Origin of the sequence: Nonomuraea sp. NPDC049486, assembly GCF_040676925.1 — a bacterium.
Classification (GTDB): domain Bacteria; phylum Actinomycetota; class Actinomycetes; order Streptosporangiales; family Streptosporangiaceae; genus Nonomuraea; species Nonomuraea ferruginea.
In genome coordinates this window covers 382,825-401,468 of sequence record NZ_JBFAPV010000004.1, presented here as the reverse complement: position 1 = coordinate 401,468, position 18,644 = coordinate 382,825, and the positions used below count along the sequence as shown (strand labels likewise).

General features: G+C 72.2%; 17 protein-coding genes. 4 read left to right on the top strand and 13 right to left on the bottom strand.

All coding sequences use genetic code 11. From position 1 onward, the window contains the following. Nucleotides 1-21: 21 nt before the first annotated feature. Genes AB0K05_RS14285 through AB0K05_RS14265 form a run of 5 tightly spaced genes read right to left on the bottom strand, consistent with a single transcriptional unit; the run spans nucleotide 22 to nucleotide 7,472 of the window. The gene (locus tag AB0K05_RS14285; protein WP_148035467.1) at nucleotides 22-597 is read right to left on the bottom strand and encodes an HPP family protein; all 576 of its coding nucleotides are present in this window, start codon (nucleotides 595-597) and stop codon (nucleotides 22-24) included. Then, entirely contained in the window at nucleotides 594-1,328 is a 735-nt protein-coding gene (gene narI / locus AB0K05_RS14280; protein ID WP_364229351.1) for a respiratory nitrate reductase subunit gamma, read from the bottom strand. Before narI ends, AB0K05_RS14285 begins: the two co-directional genes overlap by 4 nt. Then, complete coding sequence (narJ, locus tag AB0K05_RS14275; RefSeq protein WP_364229349.1) at nucleotides 1,325-2,005, bottom strand: nitrate reductase molybdenum cofactor assembly chaperone; 681 nt, start codon at nucleotides 2,003-2,005, stop codon at nucleotides 1,325-1,327. Before narJ ends, narI begins: the two co-directional genes overlap by 4 nt. Then, the gene (gene narH / locus AB0K05_RS14270) at nucleotides 2,005-3,762 is read right to left on the bottom strand and encodes a nitrate reductase subunit beta (RefSeq protein ID WP_364229347.1); all 1,758 of its coding nucleotides are present in this window, start codon (nucleotides 3,760-3,762) and stop codon (nucleotides 2,005-2,007) included. The genes narJ and narH overlap by 1 nt, the downstream gene beginning before the upstream one ends. Continuing rightward, nucleotides 3,762-7,472 (bottom strand): nitrate reductase subunit alpha, encoded by a 3,711-nt coding sequence (locus tag AB0K05_RS14265; protein WP_364229345.1) that lies wholly within the window; start codon nucleotides 7,470-7,472, stop codon nucleotides 3,762-3,764. Before AB0K05_RS14265 ends, narH begins: the two co-directional genes overlap by 1 nt. 158 nt (nucleotides 7,473-7,630) lie before the next feature. On the opposite strand from AB0K05_RS14265, the gene AB0K05_RS14260 reads away from it, so the two are divergent. Next, nucleotides 7,631-8,077 carry a DUF4383 domain-containing protein gene (locus AB0K05_RS14260; RefSeq protein ID WP_148035472.1) on the top strand — a complete coding sequence of 149 codons (447 nt, stop codon included), beginning with the start codon at nucleotides 7,631-7,633 and terminating at the stop codon, nucleotides 8,075-8,077. 18 nt (nucleotides 8,078-8,095) lie between these two features. Here AB0K05_RS14260 and AB0K05_RS14255 read toward each other — a convergent pair whose 3' ends face one another. Beyond that, nucleotides 8,096-8,560, bottom strand: coding sequence for a hypothetical protein (locus tag AB0K05_RS14255; RefSeq protein ID WP_187281503.1), 465 nt, complete (start codon nucleotides 8,558-8,560; stop codon nucleotides 8,096-8,098). A 168-nt stretch (nucleotides 8,561-8,728) separates the two neighbouring features. Here AB0K05_RS14255 and AB0K05_RS14250 point away from each other — a divergent pair, with 168 nt between their 5' ends. Beyond that, a complete protein-coding gene (locus tag AB0K05_RS14250) occupies nucleotides 8,729-9,403 on the top strand; it encodes a GAP family protein (protein WP_364229343.1) in 675 nt (224 codons plus the stop codon). A gap of 2 nt (nucleotides 9,404-9,405) precedes the next feature. On the opposite strand, the gene AB0K05_RS14245 is transcribed toward AB0K05_RS14250, so the two are convergent. Genes AB0K05_RS14245 through AB0K05_RS14235 form a run of 3 tightly spaced genes read right to left on the bottom strand, consistent with a single transcriptional unit; the run spans nucleotide 9,406 to nucleotide 13,790 of the window. Continuing rightward, a complete protein-coding gene (locus AB0K05_RS14245) occupies nucleotides 9,406-10,161 on the bottom strand; it encodes a glucose 1-dehydrogenase (RefSeq protein WP_364229341.1) in 756 nt (251 codons plus the stop codon). A 58-nt stretch (nucleotides 10,162-10,219) separates the two neighbouring features. Beyond that, nucleotides 10,220-10,798, bottom strand: coding sequence for a TetR/AcrR family transcriptional regulator (locus tag AB0K05_RS14240; protein ID WP_364229339.1), 579 nt, complete (start codon nucleotides 10,796-10,798; stop codon nucleotides 10,220-10,222). Between the two features lie 16 nt (nucleotides 10,799-10,814). Next, complete coding sequence (locus tag AB0K05_RS14235) at nucleotides 10,815-13,790, bottom strand: LuxR C-terminal-related transcriptional regulator (RefSeq protein ID WP_364229337.1); 2,976 nt, start codon at nucleotides 13,788-13,790, stop codon at nucleotides 10,815-10,817. A gap of 125 nt (nucleotides 13,791-13,915) precedes the next feature. On the opposite strand from AB0K05_RS14235, the gene AB0K05_RS14230 reads away from it, so the two are divergent. Beyond that, nucleotides 13,916-15,178, top strand: a complete 1,263-nt coding sequence (locus AB0K05_RS14230) for an FAD-binding protein (protein WP_364229335.1) — start codon at nucleotides 13,916-13,918, stop codon at nucleotides 15,176-15,178. A gap of 4 nt (nucleotides 15,179-15,182) precedes the next feature. Next, nucleotides 15,183-15,743, top strand: coding sequence for an alpha/beta fold hydrolase (locus tag AB0K05_RS14225; protein ID WP_148035478.1), 561 nt, complete (start codon nucleotides 15,183-15,185; stop codon nucleotides 15,741-15,743). Between the two features lie 111 nt (nucleotides 15,744-15,854). On the opposite strand, the gene AB0K05_RS14220 is transcribed toward AB0K05_RS14225, so the two are convergent. From AB0K05_RS14220 to AB0K05_RS14205, 4 genes are all read right to left on the bottom strand, one after another. Further along, nucleotides 15,855-16,589: a hypothetical protein gene (locus tag AB0K05_RS14220; protein WP_364229333.1), complete on the bottom strand. Its 735-nt coding sequence runs from the start codon at nucleotides 16,587-16,589 to the stop codon at nucleotides 15,855-15,857. 39 nt (nucleotides 16,590-16,628) lie between these two features. Then, entirely contained in the window at nucleotides 16,629-17,111 is a 483-nt protein-coding gene (locus tag AB0K05_RS14215; protein ID WP_364229331.1) for a hypothetical protein, read from the bottom strand. Between the two features lie 68 nt (nucleotides 17,112-17,179). Beyond that, entirely contained in the window at nucleotides 17,180-17,842 is a 663-nt protein-coding gene (locus AB0K05_RS14210; protein WP_187281504.1) for an AIM24 family protein, read from the bottom strand. A 17-nt stretch (nucleotides 17,843-17,859) separates the two neighbouring features. Further along, nucleotides 17,860-18,528: a sensor domain-containing protein gene (locus tag AB0K05_RS14205; protein WP_364229329.1), complete on the bottom strand. Its 669-nt coding sequence runs from the start codon at nucleotides 18,526-18,528 to the stop codon at nucleotides 17,860-17,862. Nucleotides 18,529-18,644 lie beyond the last annotated feature (116 nt).

The window sequence follows — 18,644 nt, the reverse complement described above, 5'->3', positions numbered from 1 at the left end:
GGGGCCGCCTCGGCCGGCCTGTCAGTCGTCCGGCGGCGCGTTCTGCGCGCGCTTGCGCCACATCGGATAGGGCAGGCCGGCCGCCCGGTTGATGACGAAGCCCTGCAGGACGATGACGAACACCGCGACCATCATGATCAGCAGGTGTTCCGGGGTCCGTATCAGGCCCAGCGAGACGATCAGGGTGGTGGCGCCGGCCGGCGGATGCGCCGCCTGGAAGATCGGCATCAGCCCGCAGGTCAGGCCGAGCGCGATGGCGCAGGCCAGGATCCGCTGCCAGTCGATCTTCTCCAGGTCGGGCGGCACGGCGAGCAGCCCGGTGACCGCCAGCGAGAACCATCCGGCCAGCAGGCCGATCAGGTGCCCGACCAGGGTGTTGTGCGGGGCGGACGCGGCCGCCAGCGGCGTGTAGAACAGCAGGAAGGCCGTGGGCCCGAGTGACGGGAAGACGAACGGGGCGTGGGTGTTGTAGGCGATGATCGCCATGAGGAAGATCGAGATGAAGCTGTTGACGCCCGTGTAGACCGAACGCACCGCCCACCTGGGATACCGGTCCTCCAGCGACTCCAGATAGTAGGGCTTCGCCTCGCGGGTCATACGTCGCTCCGCTTCCACCCCGGCCGGAGCGCCGCGGTGCCGATGTTCCGCGGGTCGCGGGCCCGGTAGACGATGTACGGCCTGAACAGGTAGTGCACGGGCGCGGTGAACGCGTGGACCAGCCGGGTGAAGGGCACGATCGCGAACAGCACCAGCCCGGAGATCGCGTGGACGCGGTACTCGATCGGCGTGCGCGCCATGAGCGCCACCTCGGGCTGGAACACGAAGAGGCTGCGCACCCAGGGCGAGACGTCGACGCGGTAGTTGTAGTGCAGCGTCGAGGCGTTGATCAGCGTGGTGGCCAGCCCGAGCGTCAGCGCCGCGACCAGGACGACGTACATGAACTTGTCGTTGACGGTCGTGGCCAGGAAGACCGGCCCGGTGGTGCGCCGCCGCCATACGAGCAGGGCGATGCCGGCGTAGGTGAGCACGCCGGCGGCGACGCCGAGCGAGATCGCCAGGAAGCTGTAAGTGGTCTCGCTGACCCCGATCGCGGCCGTCCAGCTGTCCGGGATGAACAGGCCGAGGATGTGGCCCATCAGCACGACGAGCAGCCCGATGTGGAACATCGGGCTCCCCCACCGCAGCAGCCGCGACTCGTACAGCTCGGACGAGCGGGTCGTCCAGCCGAACTTGTCGTAGCGGTACCGCCAGATGAGGCCGGTGACGAGGATCGCCACGGCGATGTAGGGGAACGCGCCCCACAGGAAGACGTCGACGGGCGAGATCACTTGAGACCCCCGGTGATGGCGAAGGGAAGCGACGAGGGGAGTCCGATGGTGTCCAGCCCGACCAGTTCGGGTCCGCCGCCGATCGGGCGGCGGGCCATCCGGGCGGCCTCCTCGGGGGTGCCGGGAGAGGCCCCGGGCAGCGTGCCGCACACCGCCTCCAGCAGTCGCGCGTACGGCGTGGCGGCTTTGACCAGGGCGAACCTCAGCAGTTCGAGCCCGGCCCGGTGCTCCTGGAGCAGCTCTGTGCCGTCCTCGCGCTCCAGGGTCGCGTACTCCAGGACGACGGGCAGGTAGTCGGGCAGCTCGTCCCTGCCCGGAGGCGTCAGGCCGTGCGCCCGGTAGCGCGCCTTGATCGCGGCGAGGGAGAACCCCCGGCGGCGGGTGTCGCCGTCGGTCCACCAGGTCAGGTGCAGCGAGCGGCGGTTGCGGACGTCGAAGACCGCCACGTAGTGCTCCTCGGCCCGCAGCGGCTCCAGGCCCGCCAGGTGCTCCGCGAACTCGGCGACGGCGGACACCGGCGGGTGCGCGCCGGTCTCGGCGAGCGCGGCCCTGATCAGCGGCAGCCGGTCGAACAGGGCCCGGTCGGGGTAGCGCAGGCACATCCCGGCCGCCCGCCGCACCACGGCCACGCCGTCGGCGGGCAGCCGGGGCCGCCGCGAGGTCCAGGGTGGCTTCATCACGACTCTCCGCGCTCGCGCCGCTCGCTGATCTCGCCGGGTTCGGCGCCCAGGTCCTCGCCCCTGTCCACCTGACCGCCCCGGGCGCCGCCTTTCGCCCGGTACGGAAACAGCCCTTCGGGGAGGCCGCGGCCGTCCCAGTTGAGCAGGTTGATCCGGCCCTCGTGGCCGGAGGTGTCGGCGGCCGACTCCGAGGTCTGGCGCTGCCGCAGGACGTGGAAGGTCTCCACGGCCTGCGGCGCCGGCCGGCCGGACGCCTCGCCGAACGGCCCCGACGACTCGGTGCCGCCCATCCCCGGGCCGCCCTCGTAGTCGAGGCTGCATCCGCTCAGCGCGGTCTCCTCCAAGGCTCGTACGTCTCCGGCGGCGGCTGTCGGGATGACGTAGCGTTCCTCGTACTTCGCCAGGGAGAGCAGCCGGAACATGGCGTCCAGTTTCTCGACGTCGAAGCCGACCGAGGCGGCGATCTCCGGGTCGACCGGCTCGCCGAGGTTGATCCGCCGCCGATGGGAGCGCATCGCGGCCAGCCGCCGCAGCGCCAGCTCGACGGGGGCCGGGTCACCTGCCGTGAAGAGCTCGGCCAGGTACGAGACCGGGATGCGGAGCGTGTCGATGGCGCCGAACAGGTTCCGGTAGTCCTCGCCGTCGTGGCCCGAGGCGGTGATCGCCTCCACCACGGGCGACAGCGGAGGCACGTACCAGACCATCGGCAGCGTGCGGTACTCCGGATGCAGCGGCAGCGCCACGCCGTAGGTGGCGATCAGGTCGTAGACGGGCGAGCGGCGGGCCGCCTGGATCCAGTCGTGCGGGATGCCCGCCGCCTCGGCGGCCCGCCGGACGTCCGGGTCGTGCGGGTTCAGGAACAGGTCGAGCTGCGCGGGGTAGAGGTCCTGCTCGCGCGGGGTCGCGGCGGCCGCCGGGGCCCGGTCGGCGTCGTACAGCAGCACGCCGATGTAGCGCAACCGGCCGACGCACGTCTCGGAGCAGACGGTGGGCTGGCCGACCTCGATGCGCGGGAAGCAGAAGGTGCACTTCTCGGCCTTGCCGGTGCGGTGGTTGAAGTACATCTTCTTGTACGGGCAGCCCGTGACGCACATCCGCCAGCCGCGGCAGCGGTCCTGGTCGACCAGCACGATCCCGTCCTCCACGCGCTTGTAGAGCGCGCCCGACGGGCAGGACGCCACGCACGACGGGTTGATGCAGTGCTCGCAGATGCGCGGCAGGTAGAACATGAAGGTCTGTTCGAGCTCCATCCGCACCTTGTCCTGGATCCGCTGCAGGACGACGTCGTCGCCCTCGTGCTGCGGCATGCCGCCCAGGTTGTCGTCCCAGTTGGCCGACCAGGTGATGTTGTCCATCCGCTGGCCGCTGATGAGCGAGCGGGGCGCCGCCACCGGGAAGTCGTCACCGGCGGGGGTGTCGAACAGGGCGTTGTAGTCGTAGGTCCACGGCTCGTAGTAGTCGCGGATGTTGGGCAGCAGCGGGTTGGCGAAGATGCTCGCCAGCCGGCGCATCCGGCCGCCCGCCTTGGGCACCAGCCGGCCCCGCGCGGTCAGCTTCCAGCCGCCCCGCCAGCGTTCCTGGTCCTCGTAGCGGCGCGGATAGCCCTGCCCCGGACGCGTCTCCACGTTGTTGAACCACACGTACTCGACGCCGGGCCGGCTCGTCCACGTCTGCTTGCAGGTGACCGAGCAGGTGTGGCACCCGATGCACTTGTCCAGGTTCATCACCATGCAGATCTGGGCCATGACGCGCATCAGTACTCCACCTTCTGCGCCCGCCGCCGGATCACCGTGATCTCGTCACGCTGGGTGCCGACCGGGCCCATGTAGTTGGGGAAGAAGGAGAGCTGCGCGTATCCCCCGATGAAATGGGTGGGTTTGACGAGCACGCGGGTCAGCGAGTTGTGGATGCCGCCCCGCCGTCCGGTGGTCTCGCTCTTGGGGACGGCGATGACGCGGTCCTGGGCGTGGTGCATGTAGACCGTCCCGGCCGGCATCCGGTAGGACACGATGGCCCGGGCGACCACCACGCCGTTGCGGTTGACCGCCTCGATCCAGTCGTTGTCGGCGACGCCGATGGCATCGGCGTCCTGCGGGCTGATCCAGATGACCTGACCGCCCCGCGACAGCGACAGCATGATCAGGTTGTCCTGGTACTCCGAGTGGATGGACCACTTGTTGTGCGGGGTGAGGTAGCGCACGGTCACCTCGCGCGCGCCGTCCGGGCCGAGGACGGGCTCGCCGAACAGCCGGTGCATGTTCAGCGGCGGCCGGTACGTCGGCAGGTTCTCGCCGAGCTCGGCGATCCAGTCGTGGTCCAGGAAGAAGTGCATGCGCCCGGTCAGGGTGTGCCAGGGCTTGCCGTGCTCGGTGTTGATGGTGAAGGCGCTGTACTGGCGTTCGGTGGTCTCGATGCCCGCCCATTCGGGGCTGGTGATGGTGGTCTGCGGGTGCGCCTGGGTGGCGGCGTAGGTGATGCGGCGGTCGGCGTCGGCGCGGGCCAGACCGGCCAGCCCTTCGCCGGCGCCCACCTTCCGGGCCAGGGTGCGGAAGCCCTGGTCGGCGAGGCGGCCGTTGGTCGAGCCGGACAGCGTCAGGATCGCCTCGCACGCCTTCTTGCCGGTGTCGATCAGCGGCAGGCCGTCGGCGGGGCCGCCGCGCGCGACGCCGTTCACCTGGCCCAGCAGCCTGATCTCGTGATCCACCTGGTAGGTGACGCCCTTGCAGGGCACGCCCTCGGACGCGGCGAGCGGGCCGAGGGCGCGCAGTTGGGCGGAGATCGCCGTGTAGTCCCGCTCGACGACGGTCACGCTCGGCATGGTCCGGCCCGGGACCGGGGTCGATCCGTCGGCCCGCCAGTCCCGCGCGGCGCCCGCAGGGTTGCCCAGTTCGCCTGGTGTGTCGTGCTGGAAGGGCGTGGCCACCAGGTCGTACCGGGTGCCCAGATGCTCGCCGGCCAGCTCGGACACGCCGTCGGCGATGTCGTTGAAGATCTCGAAGTCGGTGCGGGCCTGCCAGGGCGGCTCCACCGCCGGGTTGAACGAGTGCACGTACGGGTGCATGTCGGTCGAGTTGAGATCGTGCTTCTCGTACCAGGTCGCGGCCGGGAGCACGATGTCGGACAGCAGGGTCGTGGACGTCATCCGGAAGTCCAGCGAGAGCAGCAGGTCGAGTTTGCCCTCGGGCGCGGGGTCGCGCCAGCGCACGTCCCTTGGCCGGACGTCCTCCGGCGCCTCGGTGGCCCGCAAGTTGCTGAGCGTGCCCAGCAGGTGGCGCTGGAAGTACTCGGCGCCTTTGGCGGACGAGCCGAGCAGGTTGGCCCGCCACGCGATGAGGATGCGCGGCCAGTTGCCCGGATGGTCCGGGTCCTCAGCGCAGAACTTGAGCCTGCCCGCCGCCAGTTCCCCGGCGACGTGCTCGCCCGGGTCCCGGCCGGAGGCGCGGGCCTCGTCGGCCAGGTCCAGCGGGTTGCGGTCGAAGGTGGGATAGGACGGCATCCAGCCGAGCCGGGCCGACTGGGCCAGGATGTCGACCGCCGTCATCCCTTCGAAGCGTCCCTCGCCGAGCGGCGAGGCCAGGGCGTCGGCGCGGAAGTGGTCGTAGCGCCACTGGTCGGTGTTGAGGAAGAAGAAGCCGGTGCCGATCATCTGCCGGCTCGGCCGTTTCCAGTCGTTCGCGGTGGCCAGCGTGGTCCAGCCGGTGAGCGGGCGGCACTTCTCCTGGCCGACGTAGTGGGCCCAGCCGCCGCCGTTGCGTCCGATGCAGCCGGTGATCAGCAGCAGCGTGATGAAGTTGCGGTACGTGGTCTCCGAATGGAACCAGTGGTTGGTGCCGGCGCCCATGAGGATCATGCAGCGGCCGTCGGTGCTCTCGGCGGTCATGGCGAACTCGCGGGCGATCCGGATGGCCGCGGCGGCCGGCACCGAGGTGATCGTCTCCTGCCAGGCCGGGGTTCCGGGCGAGGCCGCGTCGTCGTAGCCGGTCGGCCAGTCGCCTGGCATGCCGTCCCGGCCGACGCCGTAGCGCGCCAGCATCAGGTCGTACACGGTCGTGACCAGCGGCCCGCCGGGCGTCAGCCGTCTGGCCGGGACGCCGCGCTTGAGCACCGCCCCCGAGCCGTCGGCGGTGTCGAACCGGGGAAGCAGCACCTCGGCGCCCACGGCGTCGGGCAGGCCGTGCAAGGTGAGCCGGGGCAGGACGTCGCCGAGGTCGAGGTTCCAGCGTCCGTCCTCGTGCGACCAGCGGTCGGCGACGGTGCCGGAGGGGACGACCACGTCGCCGGTGGCCTCGTCCAGCAGCACGGTGCGCCATTCGGCGTTCTCGGCCGCGGCGTGCTCCCCGCCGAGGTCGGCGGCGCGCAGGAACCGCCCCGGGACGTACGCGCCGTCCTTCTCCTCCAGCCGGACCAGGAACGGCATGTCGGTGAAGCGGCGCACGTAGTCGAGGAAGTACGGCACCTGCCGCTCGACGAAGCACTCGCGCAGGATCACCTGGCCCATCGCGTGGGCCAGCGCGCCGTCGGTGCCGGGATGGGGGTGCAGCCAGTCGTCGGCGAACTTGCTGTTGTCGGCGTAGTCGGGGGAGACCACGACCACCTTCTGGCCGTTGTAGCGTGCCTCGACCATCCAGTGCGCGTCGGGCGTGCGGGTGACGGGGACGTTGGAGCCCCACATGATCAGGTAGGCCGCGTCCCACCAGTCGCCGGACACCGGCACGTCGGTCTGGTCGCCGAACACCTGCGGGGAGGCCACCGGCAGGTCGGCGTACCAGTCGTAGAACGACAGCGCCTGGCCGCCGATCAGCGACAGGAACCGGGTGCCGATCGCGTGGGACAGCATCGACTGGCCGGGGATGGGGGTGAACCCGGCGATCCGGTCGGGGCCGTGCTCCTTGATGGTGTGCACATGGGCGGCGGCGATCATCTCCAGCGCCTCGTCCCAGGTGGTGCGCACCAGCCCGCCCTTGCCGCGCGCCTGCTGGTAGCGGCGCCGCCGCTCCGGGTCGCCCACGACGTCCGCCCAGGCCAGGACCGGGTCGCCGAGCCGCCTGCGGGCCTCGCGGTACATCTCCACGAGGACGCCGCGCGCGTACGGGTAGCGCACCCGGGTCGGGTGGTAGGTGTACCAGGAGAACGCCGCTCCGCGCGGGCAGCCCCGGGGTTCGTACTCGGGGCGGTCGGGGCCGGCCGTCGGATAGTCGATCTCCTGGGTCTCCCAGGTGATGATGCCGTCCTTGACGTACACCTTCCAGGAGCAGGAGCCCGTGCAGTTCACCCCGTGGGTCGACCGCACGATCTTGTCGTGCGACCAGCGGTCGCGGTAGAAGACCTCGCCCGCCCGTCCGCCCCGATAGGACACGTCCCTCAGGTCGCCCGAATAGACGCCCCGGCTGAAGAAGTCTCCGATCCGCAGGAGGGCCCCGGTGGCTCCCTCCTTGGGCTCCTCGGCCGTTCGCTCGTTGACCATGTCGTGTATCTACCAACGGTGACCGTGAGCAACCGATCGGAACCTTATGCGCAGAGTAATGACTCGATTCCGGAGAGTCCGTTCGGGCGGTCGCGTTAGCGCCTGCCCGCGGAGGGCAGACGGCGGATCCACAAGAGACCCGTCCCGAGGGAGCTCCTATGAACACCCCCCGTACAGCCGGCACCCGGACCCCCGTGCAATTAGCGGCACTCGTCACGGGAGCCGTGTTCCTGCTGGTCGGTGTGCTGGGGTTCGTTCCCGGCATCACCACGGACTACGACCAGCTCCAGTTCGCCTCGCACGACTCGGAAGCGATGCTCCTGGGCGTGTTCCAGGTGTCGATCCTGCACAACATCGTGCACCTGTTGTTCGGGGTCGCCGGCATCCTGCTCGCCCGCACGGTGTCGGGCGCCCGCAACTTCCTCGTCGGCGGCGGCGTCGTCTACCTGCTGCTGTGGATCTACGGCATGCTGGTCGACCACGACAGCGCGGCGAACTTCGTGCCGGTCAACAACGCGGACAACTGGCTCCACCTGGTCCTGGGCGTGGGCATGATCGCCCTGGGGCTGCTCCTGGCGCGACGTCGCCCGCACGCCGTCCGCTGACCACCCGCCGTTCCGGCCTCAGGACCCGGTCTCGCGGCCCCGGGGCCGGAACGCCGGCACCGCGCGCGACAGCACCCAGCCGACCGCGCCCACGACCAGCCCGACCATGACCCCGGTGAACACGCTGCTGCCGAACGCGAACGTCCGCATCAGCGCCTCCTCCGCGCCGGGCGACAGCCCGCCCGCCAGGTTGCCGCCCAGCCGCGGCGCGTCCTCACCGAACGCCGACGACCAGAGCAGCTGGTGGGTGATCGCCAGCAGCACCCCGTAGGCGCCGCCGATCGCCAGCAGCGTCAGGAACGGGTTCGGCACCCGCCTCCACAGCACGACGCCCAGCCAGATCGCGACCGGCAGGAACACCAGCACGGCGTTGACGACCGGGCCGACCAGCCCCAGATCGTGCGCGATCACCCGCGGCACGCCGAGCGCGGCCAGCCCCGCGACGGCGACCGGTGACATTCCGAGAGAGTTCGTCTTCCTCATCGTCCGACGGTAGGAGCACGGCTCGGCGCGCGGCGTCGCCCCGCGGTTGTCTCCCCCGTACGCGCCCGCGAGTACGGGAACGCGGGCCCCGTAGGCAGAAAGATGTACGCGCCTCTTCGGCCATGAGCAGGATGCGACGACCGAGGCCGCTCGGCCAGGATCGGTGACATGACCACCGGCCTGCTGCTCACCCTGGCCGCCCTCGCGATCGTCGACAGCACCAGCTTCGGCACCCTGGGCATCCCCGTCTACCTGATGGTGGCGTCGGAGCGCGGGCAGGCGCCGCGGCTGCTCCTCTACCTGGCGACGGTGGCGGTGTTCTACTACCTCGTCGGGGTGGGCCTCATGCTCGGGCTGTCCACAGCCATGGAGAACTTCGGCGACGCACTGCAGAGCGAGGCCGCGTACTGGGTGCAGCTCGTGCTCGGCGTGGGCCTGTTCGCGCTGAGCTTCCGCTTCGACGGCAAGCGCGGCAAGGGCCCGCGGCTGGAGCCCCGGATGGGCGGGCCGCGCGCGATGGTGCTGCTCGGGCTGACGGCGGGAACGCTGGAGGTGGCCACCATGGTGCCCTACCTCGCGGCCATCGGGATCATGACGACCGCGGCGCTCCCCGCCGGTCAGTGGCTGCCGCTGCTCGCCGCGTACGTGGCCCTCATGTTCGTGCCGGTGCTGGCGCTGCTCGGGCTGCGCGCGACGGCCGCGGCCTGGGTGGAGCCGAAGCTCGTACGGCTGCGCGCATGGCTGGCCAGGCACGCGGCGTCGGCGGTGGGCTGGACGCTGGCCATCGCCGGCTTCCTGCTGGCCCGTGACGCCGCGGCCTTCCTGTTCTTCGCCGAAGGGTGAGATCAGGCGCTGGCCGCGCCGTCCACCACCAGGTCGTGGCCGGCGACGAAGCTCGACCGGGCACCGGCCAGCCAGAGCACGGCGGCGGCCACCTCGTCGGGGTCGGCGACGCGGCCGAGCGGCATCGACGGAGCGAGCCTGGCGTCCCGCTCGGCGGAGGTCTCACCGGGCAGGAAGCTCATGGTCGTGTCGGTGGCGCCGGGGCTGACGGAGTTGATCCGGATGCCGTCGGCGGCGTACTCCAGCGCGGCGGCTTTGGAGAGCACGCTGACGGCGGCCTTGGAGGCGGCGTACGCGGCCATGCCCGGGATGCGGCGGTGCGCGCCGATGTTGGAGGCCACGTTCACGATCGATCCGCCGCCGTGCTCCTTCATGTACGCGATCTCGTACTTCATGGAGTGGAACACGCCCGTCAGGTTGGCGCCGAGCAGGGCCGTCCAGTCGGCGGGGTCCAGGTCGGCGAGCGGGCCGGTGCGGCCCAGCACGCCCGCGTTGTTGACGGCGACGTGCAGGCCGCCGTGCCGGTCGGCGGCGGTGGCGACCATGCGGGCGCAGTCGGCGGCGCTGGAGACGTCGGCGGCGATCCAGTCGGCGGCGAGCCGCTTGGCCGCGTCGGCGAGCCGCTTGGCCGCGTCGGCGAGCCGCCCCTCGTCCCGCCCGGTGATCACGACGGTGGCGCCTTCTGCCGCGAACGCCCGGGCGGTCGCGTAGCCGATGCCGGAGGAACCGCCGGTGATGAGAACGACCTTGCCCTGCATGGCAAACCCCTTTATCGAGAATGATCGGTCTAGAATTTGAGCATGAAAAAGGGCCGCGTCAGCCCAGCACGGCCAGCGCCTGGTCGGCGGCGTCGTCCAGCCGGGCGGCGCCGCCGGGAGTCCGGCCGAGCACCCGCATCCCCTGCATGAGCACCAGCAGCATGCGGGCGACGGCCCGCGGGTCCTTGCCCGGAGCCAGCTCGCCCTGGGCGCGCGCCCTGGTCAGGGCCGAGGTCAGCACCGTCTCCAGGTGGCTCCAGCTGGCCTCCACGAACGCGGCCGCGGCCGGGTCGCGCGGCGCCAGCTCGACCGCGGCGTTCACGACCATGCAGCCCCGCCGGTCGTCGCCGCCGGACTCCTCCGCGTACGTCCTGATCAGCGCGCGCACGGCCGGCAGCACCGGGCCGGGCTGGGACAGCGCGTCCAGGACGGCCGGGTCCATGTTGTGCAGATAGCGCTCCAGGGCCTTGAGGTAGAGCTCGCGCTTGCCGCCGAACGTGGCGTAGATGCTCGCCCGCGCTATGCCCAGGTGGGCCACGAGGTCGGCCATGGAGGTCGCCTCGTAACCGCGCTCCCAGAACAGCTCCAGCGCACGCTGCAGCACCGCGTCGGGGTCGAACTCCTTACTCCTCGCCATACCGGAGAACCTAGCTCTATCCAGAACGATCGGTCAAGTTGAGCAACCGGAGTGTGGCCTCCCGCTCATGGGCCGCCCCGATCCGCCCCCACATCTCCGCCGACTCGCCCAACGCCTCCCGGTCCCCCCGCAACCGCCCTTGGGCCCGCTTCAGGCAGGCGGCGGCCCACGCGTTCTCCTCACCCGCCGCCTTCGCCGCGGCCACCCGCTCAGCGGCATCGGGCTCCCCGCGGACCACGGCCAACTCCGCCACCGCCGCGATCGCGTACCTCCCGAACATCCCACCGCCACCCTCTCGCCCTGGGCCGTCCGCCGGCGGCGAGGTGTGCGCGAGGGCGAGGTCGGCTTGGTGGATGGCGAGGCGGGCGTCGATGAAGGTGATCAGAGGGGCGTAGCGGGAGGCCGGGCCGATGTGGCCGACGGCGATCGCGCGGGCCCGCCACGCCTGGCATGCCGTGTCGTCCCCGCGCAGGCCGTGGGCCAGTGCCACCATGCCGAGGGCGGGAGCCATCCACCGTCCGGGCGGGGCGTCCACACGCGCCTGGCCGTCCACCATCTCGGCCGCCCGCGCCAGCGCCTGGTCGAAGTCGCCCGCGAGCACCAGCGGGGGCACCAGCCTGCTGCCGGCCAGCGCGGGATGGCTGCCCGTGACGTCGTCGTCCGCCGCCATCCGGGCCGCCTTCAAGGCCCCGTGCAGGTCGCCGACGGCGACGGCGAAGAAGGACGCGGTGTGCAGCGCGTCGACGATCTCGATACCGGTCCGCGGGTCGTCGCCGTCCATGGCGGGCAGCAGCTTGAGCCGCTCCCCCGCCAGCCGGTACGCCTCCCTGGCCCGTCCCCCGCGGTCGGCGGCGCAGATGACGGCGTCCAGCGCGGAGCTGGTCAGCACCGGGTCCCCGGTGGCCCGTGCGGCCTCCAGCGCTCGCCCGGCCACGTCCGGCCGTCCGGTGCTCCAGGCGCGCGCCGCCGCCACGTGCGCGGCCACGTACGGATCGTCCAGGTCTCCCGCCGCGGCCGCCTCCGCCGGCAGCGCCCGCACCCGCTCCTCCTCCGGCTCGTCGTCGAACCCGAACCCCGGATGCCTCTCGGCGATCACCGCCGCCCGCGCCAGCGCCACCGCCTCGGCGTTCCCGTCCCCGGCCGCCCGCGCCCTCTCCGCGGCGCCGAGCTGCAGCCGATACGCCTGCCCCGCACGCGCGAACGCCAGCGCGCACTCGGCGGCGTCGGCCAGATCCCGCGCCGCCTCCCCATCCCCAGGAGCCAGCACCGCCGCCTGCTCATAACGCGCGACAGCCTCCCGCAAAAACCTCCGCCCATACGTCAGCCCCGCCAACCGCCTAGCCAGCCGATGCGCCTCCCCACCAACGCCCACCACACCCGACCCGTCAGCGTCCGTGCCGGTTCCCCCATCCACGCCCACGCGAGCGCCCGCACTCTCCCCCACACCCGACCCGTCAGCGCCCGCGCCGGTTCCCCCATCCACGCCCACGCGAGCACCGGCACTCTCCCCCGCACCCGTCCCGTCAGCGTCCGTGCCGGTTGCCCTATCCACGCCCACGCGAGCGCCCGCACTCTCCCCCACGCCCGACCCATCAGCGCCCGCGCCGGTTCCCCCATCCGCAGTCCCCGCCGCGAACGTCCCCTCGGGGGACGGGAGCCCGGCGGCGATCGCGGATACACCCGTCGCGGTGGCGAGGGCGGCTCGCAGGTCGTCGGCCACCGCGTCGAACCGGCCCCACCAGGCGGTGTCGGGGTCGTCCGCACGGGCGGTGGTGAGCGCGTCGGCCGTCTCGACAGCCCAGGCGAGGTGACGCCGCCGGGCGTCCGGGAGCTCGCCGCTCTCCTCCAGGCGTTCGGCGGCGAAGGCGCGGACCGTTTCCAGCAGGCGCCAGCCGCCGGCGTCGCGACGGTGGACGACCAGGCTCTTGTCGACCAGCCTGCCCAGCACGTCGGCGGCGGCACTCCGGCTGCCGCCCGTCACGGCCACCACGGCATCCAGGCCGAACCCTCCGGCGAACACCGCCAGCCGCCGGAACAGGGCGCGCTCGTCCGTCTCCAACAGGTCGTGGCTCCAGCCCAGCACGGTCCGGAGCGACCGGTGCCGGCGGTCGCCGCCACGCCCGCCCGCCAGCAACCGCAGGTTGTCGTCGAGCGCCGCCAGCAGACCATCGGCTCCCAGCGCGGCCCCCCGGGCGGCGGCCAGCTCGATCGCCAGCGGGAGCCCGTCGAGCCGGGCGCAGATGCGCGAGGCGACATCCCGCCCGGCGGCGAACCCGGCGGCCCCCGCCCGGTCGAGGAACAGCTCGACCGCGTCGGACCCCGGCGGCAACGGCTCGACGGAGACGACCCGCTCACCAGGGACACCGAGCCGCTCGCGACTGGTCACCAGCGCCCGGGTGGCAGGACAGACCGCCAGCAGCCGGTCCACGAGCGCGGCCACCGGATCGAGCAGGTGCTCGCAGTTGTCCAGCACCAGCAGCGCGCGCCCGCGCCCGAGCCGGTCGGCGATCGCGTCCTCCAGCGGCTGCCCCGGTCGCTCCGCCACGCCGAGCGCCGCGGCCACCGCCTCCGCCACGAACCCGTCGCGCACCGGCACCAGGTCCACGAACGCGCCGCCGTGCGGGAACGACGGCGCCGCCGCCCCGGCGACCGCCACCGCCAGCCGGGTCTTGCCCACCCCGCCGGGCCCTGCCAGCGTCACCAGGCGGGAGGACTCGAAGGCCGCGATGATCTCCGCGCGCTCCGCCGACCTCCCCACGAAGCTCGTGCGCGCCGCCGGCAGCCCAGCCAGCTCCCCCGTCCGGCTCTGCCGGGCGAGCGCGGCCAGCTCCTTGCGGTCGGCGGCCCCGTGCTTGCGCAGCAGCGACGAGACGTGACTCTCGACGGTGCGGACGGAGATGTGCAGGCGGGCGGCGATCTGCGCGTTGGTGAGGCGGTGCCCGAGCGCCGCGAGCACCTCGGCCTCGCGCTCCGACATCCCTCCGCCCGTCACGGCCCCATCATCGCCCACGGGTGCGGGTGGGCGGTGAATCCGTGGTGGATCCGTGGTCTATACGGATGCCCCCGCGGGCGTGCCGCAGGAGCCTGAGATCAGGTCAACCACCGAAGGGACGCATCATGCTGACGAACATCGCCGACCGGATCGACGGCTTCACCGGTGCCGTGCACCTGCCGGGTGACGAGGGCTACGAGCTGGGCCGGCAGTCGTTGAACCCGGCGGTCGACGCGCGGCCCGTCATGGTCGCGGAGGCGGCGCGGACGGACGACGTGCGGGCCGCCTTGGTGTCCGCCAGGACGTGCGGGCTGCCGCTGGCCGTGCAGGCCACCGGGCACGGGACGCACGTGCCGGCCGACGGCGGGATCCTGCTGCGCACGGGAGCGCTGGACCGCCTGGAGATCGACCCGGCGAGGCGGGTGGCCCGGGTCGGGCCCGGCGTGCGGTGGGGGCGGGTGCTGCGGGAGGCCGCGGCGTACGGGCTGGCGCCGCTGTCGGGGTCGTCGCCCGACGTCGGGGTGACGGGCTACACGCTCGGCGGCGGGGTCGGGTGGCTGGCGCGCAGGTACGGGCTCGCGGCCGACAGCGTCGTGAGCGCCGAGGTGGTCACCGCCGACGGCCGGACCGTCACGGCGGACGCCGACCGGCACGCCGGCCTGTTCTGGGCGCTGCGCGGCGGAGGCGGCAACTTCGGGATCGTCACCTCGCTGGAGTTCCGGCTCTACCCGGTCGACCTGGTCCATGCCGGGATCGCCTTCTTCCCGTACGAGCGAGCGGCCGAGACCCTGGCCCACTACCGCGCCTGGGCGGCGCAGGCCCCCGACGAGGTGAGCACGGCGGTCATGCTCACCACGCTGCCGGGCGGGACCGAGCGGGTGCTCGGGATCAAGGCCATGTACGCGGGAGCGCCCGAGCGGGGCGACCGGGTGCTCCGGCCGCTGTGGGAGGCGGCCGGGCCGGCGATCAGGGACGAGGTGCGGCCGGTCCGGTACGCGGACGCGGCCATGGGCGGCACCCCGGCCCGCTACCTCGACTTCTTCCACGACCTGCCGGACGAGGTGATCAGCACGCTGGTGGAGGCCGGGCGGCACGCCACCGTGGAGATCAGGCACTGGGGCGGCGCGATGTCCCGTCCAGGCCCGGACGCGGGGCCGGTCGGGCACCGGGGCGCGGCGTTCTCGGTCATCGTGAGCGAGCGGCTCGCCGGCATGGCCGACGCGCTGTCGCCGCACGGGACCGGCGGCACGTTCCTCAACTTCCTGGCCGACGCCGGGCGGGTCGCGGACGCGTACACGGAAGCCGATCACGCCCGGCTGGCCGAGGTGAAGCGTACGTACGACCCGGACAACCTGTTCCGGCTCAACCTCAACATCGCGCCCCGGTGACGTCGTGCCCCGGGTCACGTCCTGCGACGGGACGTCCATCGCGTACCGCACGGACGGGGAGGGACCTGCGGTGGTCCTGGCCGGGTTCCCCGATCGGGCGGCGGCCCTGCTGGCGGAGCGTTTCACCGTATACCGCTACGACCGGCGGGGCACCGGCGGCAGCGGGACGACCGCCCCTTACGCGGTGGCGCGGGAAGTGGAGGACCTCCTGGCGGTCCTGACGGCCGTCGGGGGCACCGTGGCGCTGGCCGGGTGGGGTCCGGGGGCGGTCCTCGCCCTGGAGGCCGCCCGCCGCCTCCCGCCCCTCGCCTGTCTCGCCATAGCCGGCCTGGGGCCCCTCGTCCCCGCCACCTGCCCGGATCACTCCCACGCTGAGGGCCGCGCGGCCGACACCCACATCGAGGCCGCGCTGCGGCGACTGGTCTCCCACGCTGAAGCGCCGATCCCGGCGGATCTCGCCGCCGCCCGCTGGACGTGGCTGACGGTGCCGGTGCGCGTCATCGGAAACCCCGCGCTGGCGGCCGTCCTCTCCGAAGGCGTCCGGCAGGACGGCTTCACCACCTGAGATTCCCCAGGTCACCGGCTCCGACCATGCGGTCGCCCGCTGCTGAGAGCCAGCGTGACCCGAAGTACGCGGAGCGTCTCCTGGGCGGTGGGAGAACCCTGGCCGAGTGTCTCACTCGAAGAGCTTGTCCACGGAGTCGACCAGCGCGGCCCGCTGCAGCCATCTTTCCAACGTCTTGATGTCGGTGCAGGACATGATCCGATCCCGGTCGTCCTCGGTCACCCGGAACCCGCGCGCCTCCAGCACGACGAGCAGCCCTTTGGCCTCACCCCGGGCCTCACCCCGGGCCTCACCCCGGGCCTCACCCTTCGCCATGAGGCTTTGTGCATATTCGCCCTGGTAGAGGTAGGTCTGTGTGGCCATGAGCCGCTCCATTTCTTTCTGCGCGTCCCCCGCCAGTGCCACGGTGACATACTCAGCGTAGCGTCCTGCCTTCTCCGGGTCGATGTGGTCCAGAGCTTCTGTCAGGGTGGCGAGAATGGCTTTGATCTGCGGGTTCTCACTATGGGTGATCGCAGCGATAGCCGCCAGGCCGATGTTGCCGACGGCCTCGGCTACGTCGGTGATGACGGGCGTGTTATCGGGGCCGATCACGAAGGGACGCAGGACCAGGCCCGGATGGCCGGTCTGGATGTGCTGGGACGCCCATGCGGCAACGGCGCGGTTGGGGCAGATGACGACCAGCAACGCCTGACAGCGGTCGCGGGCACGCATGTTGGCGATGTAGGCCAGCCACGTCCAGTGTTTGGTGTCGTCGCGCTGACGTTGCACCTCGGTGATGACCGCCAGTTTGACCTTTCCTTCGGTGAAGAGGAGTGCGGCGTAGGTTGCGTGACGACTACTCACAGTTGACGGTCGAGGTGGTCCGGTTCCGGCGTGTGTGCCTTAAGAGTGCGCGGCCACCAATCCGACGACCATGGTCAGAAGGCCCACCGAGGTGGTCACGATCCCCACCGTGACCGCTCGCCTGCGCGCCCTCGGCCCACCCCACCAGTACGCGAGCACGTACGGGAGGAAACCGAGGCCGGCGAGCCCGGCGGCCGGGACGGCGGAGACAGCGAGCACGCCCTTGAGCCCGTCGGGGAGCGCGCGGGTGCCGTCGGGGGTGAGGCGGGCGTGCGTCACGTCGCCCGCGTCCGAGTCGGGCGAGGTCGCCACCATCACGGGCCGGCCGCCGTCGTCGGGGACGAACCGGCCGCGGCAGTCGTACCGGCCCCGGCCCAGCGACTCGCAGGACACCACCGTGAGCGTCCCGGGTGTGCCGGTGTGGCCGAGCGTGAGCAGGTAGTCGGGCACCGCCACCGGGATCGGCGCCAGGCAGACCGCCAGCCAGAGCAGGATCAGGACGATCCGCGGGAAGTTTCCCATGCGGGACAGAATGGCGACCGCGGCTTGCGGGTGACTTGGCACCGGCTGCCTCGGCCGCGCCGGTGTCGTCAGGCGGGCTTCGGCACCAGCGGGCCCTCGCTGGCCTGGACCAGGACGAAACCCTGGCCCTGGAAGGCCAGTTGCATGGCCTCGCCGCTGCCCCGGCCGATCAGCGCGCCGGCCTTGAAGGTGCGGTTGACGCCGACGTGCAGGGCGGCGCTCCAGCACACGGCCGACTGCCCGTCGGCGAAGGTCGGCATGCGGCTCGCGTCGAGCATGACCGGGGTGCCGTGGGTGGTGACGGCGACCCATCCGGTGCCGGTGAGCGTGGTGTTGAACAGCCCGCCCGCCGCGACCCCGGCCCCCTGCACCCGCTGGATGTCCCAGCTGATCTGCGGCTGGAAGGCGAGCAGGTTGCGGCCGTTGACGGTCAGGCCCTCGTTCTCGAGGTAGAACAGGTGGATGTCGTCGGCGTTGTCGGCGAGGTAGAGCGCGCCCTGCCCGCGCACCCGCATGAGCGAGGCGCCCTCGCCGGTCATGGCCTTCTTGAACAGTTTGCCCAGCCCGCCGGAGCCTTCGTAGTCGAAGTCCCAGTTGCCCTGGAAGGCGACCATCGACCCCTGCTTGGCGAGCACCTCGGGGAGCTCGACCCGGAGCATCTTGCCGTTCTGCAGGGCGAAGCCGGGCGGGAGCTGCTGGGTGTCGAGGTTGCCGAAGATTGGGCTGCGCACGGGTTTACCCTTCAAGATCAGGCGGGGATCCTCTGGTCCACGATATGCGGCGCGGCGGCGGGGCGCGCGAGAGCGGGCCGGGTGAGCATCAGCTCGGCCAGGCTCGCCTTCACCAGAGCGGTTCCGCGCAGCACGGGGGCCAGGGTGATGGCGAACAGCAGGCCGATCACGGTGTTCCAGACCACGAACAGCGCCGGGCTGGCGCCGAACCCGAGCAGGTCGGGCAGCCCTGTCTCGACGGCCCCGGGGATGCCCGCGATGATCCACCCGTACAGCGGGAAGGTCAGCCCGGCCAGCGTGCCCACCCACCAGACGGCGGCCACCACGAACCCGGCGACGGCGATCGGGAAGGCGATGATCACGTGCAGCAGGTCCATGATCGCCTGACCGCTGGCCAGCGGGTTCATCATCCGGCGGAACCAACCGGCCCAGACGGGCGCCTCGCGGTAGCGGGGACGGGCGACGGGGTGGCCCAGCACGCCGGGCAGGGAGGCCCGCTCGACGTCGGCGACGTTCCTGGCGAGCCCGGCGGTGGCGGCCAGCACGGGCAGTCCGACGAACGCGACGGCGGCGCCCAGCCCGGCGGAGACACCGGCGACGACCAGCGGGAACGTGACGAGGACGGTGGGGAAGGACAGGAGCAGGTAGCGGGAGTCGGCGGCGATGCGCTGCTGGAGGGTCGTCATACCGGCAACGCTACGGATCGGCGGCGGCCGAATCAGTCCCGCGAGCAGGCGGAACGGGGGTAGGGCTATCCCTACCCCCGTGGCGGTCAGCGCTCCACAGCACGGCTTGTCAGCAC

Coding starts and splice junctions, on each gene's coding strand:
- AB0K05_RS14215 (WP_364229331.1), bottom strand. CDS start 17,111: ATGGGAAACTTCCCGCGGATCGTCCTGATCCTGCTCTGGCTGGCGGTC.
- AB0K05_RS14265 (WP_364229345.1), bottom strand. CDS start 7,472: ATGGTCAACGAGCGAACGGCCGAGGAGCCCAAGGAGGGAGCCACCGGG.
- narH (WP_364229347.1), bottom strand. CDS start 3,762: ATGCGCGTCATGGCCCAGATCTGCATGGTGATGAACCTGGACAAGTGC.
- narJ (WP_364229349.1), bottom strand. CDS start 2,005: ATGAAGCCACCCTGGACCTCGCGGCGGCCCCGGCTGCCCGCCGACGGC.
- AB0K05_RS14285 (WP_148035467.1), bottom strand. CDS start 597: ATGACCCGCGAGGCGAAGCCCTACTATCTGGAGTCGCTGGAGGACCGG.
- AB0K05_RS14230 (WP_364229335.1), top strand. CDS start 13,916: ATGCTGACGAACATCGCCGACCGGATCGACGGCTTCACCGGTGCCGTG.
- AB0K05_RS14205 (WP_364229329.1), bottom strand. CDS start 18,528: ATGACGACCCTCCAGCAGCGCATCGCCGCCGACTCCCGCTACCTGCTC.
- AB0K05_RS14255 (WP_187281503.1), bottom strand. CDS start 8,560: ATGAGGAAGACGAACTCTCTCGGAATGTCACCGGTCGCCGTCGCGGGG.
- AB0K05_RS14240 (WP_364229339.1), bottom strand. CDS start 10,798: ATGGCGAGGAGTAAGGAGTTCGACCCCGACGCGGTGCTGCAGCGTGCG.
- AB0K05_RS14245 (WP_364229341.1), bottom strand. CDS start 10,161: ATGCAGGGCAAGGTCGTTCTCATCACCGGCGGTTCCTCCGGCATCGGC.
- AB0K05_RS14260 (WP_148035472.1), top strand. CDS start 7,631: ATGAACACCCCCCGTACAGCCGGCACCCGGACCCCCGTGCAATTAGCG.
- AB0K05_RS14250 (WP_364229343.1), top strand. CDS start 8,729: ATGACCACCGGCCTGCTGCTCACCCTGGCCGCCCTCGCGATCGTCGAC.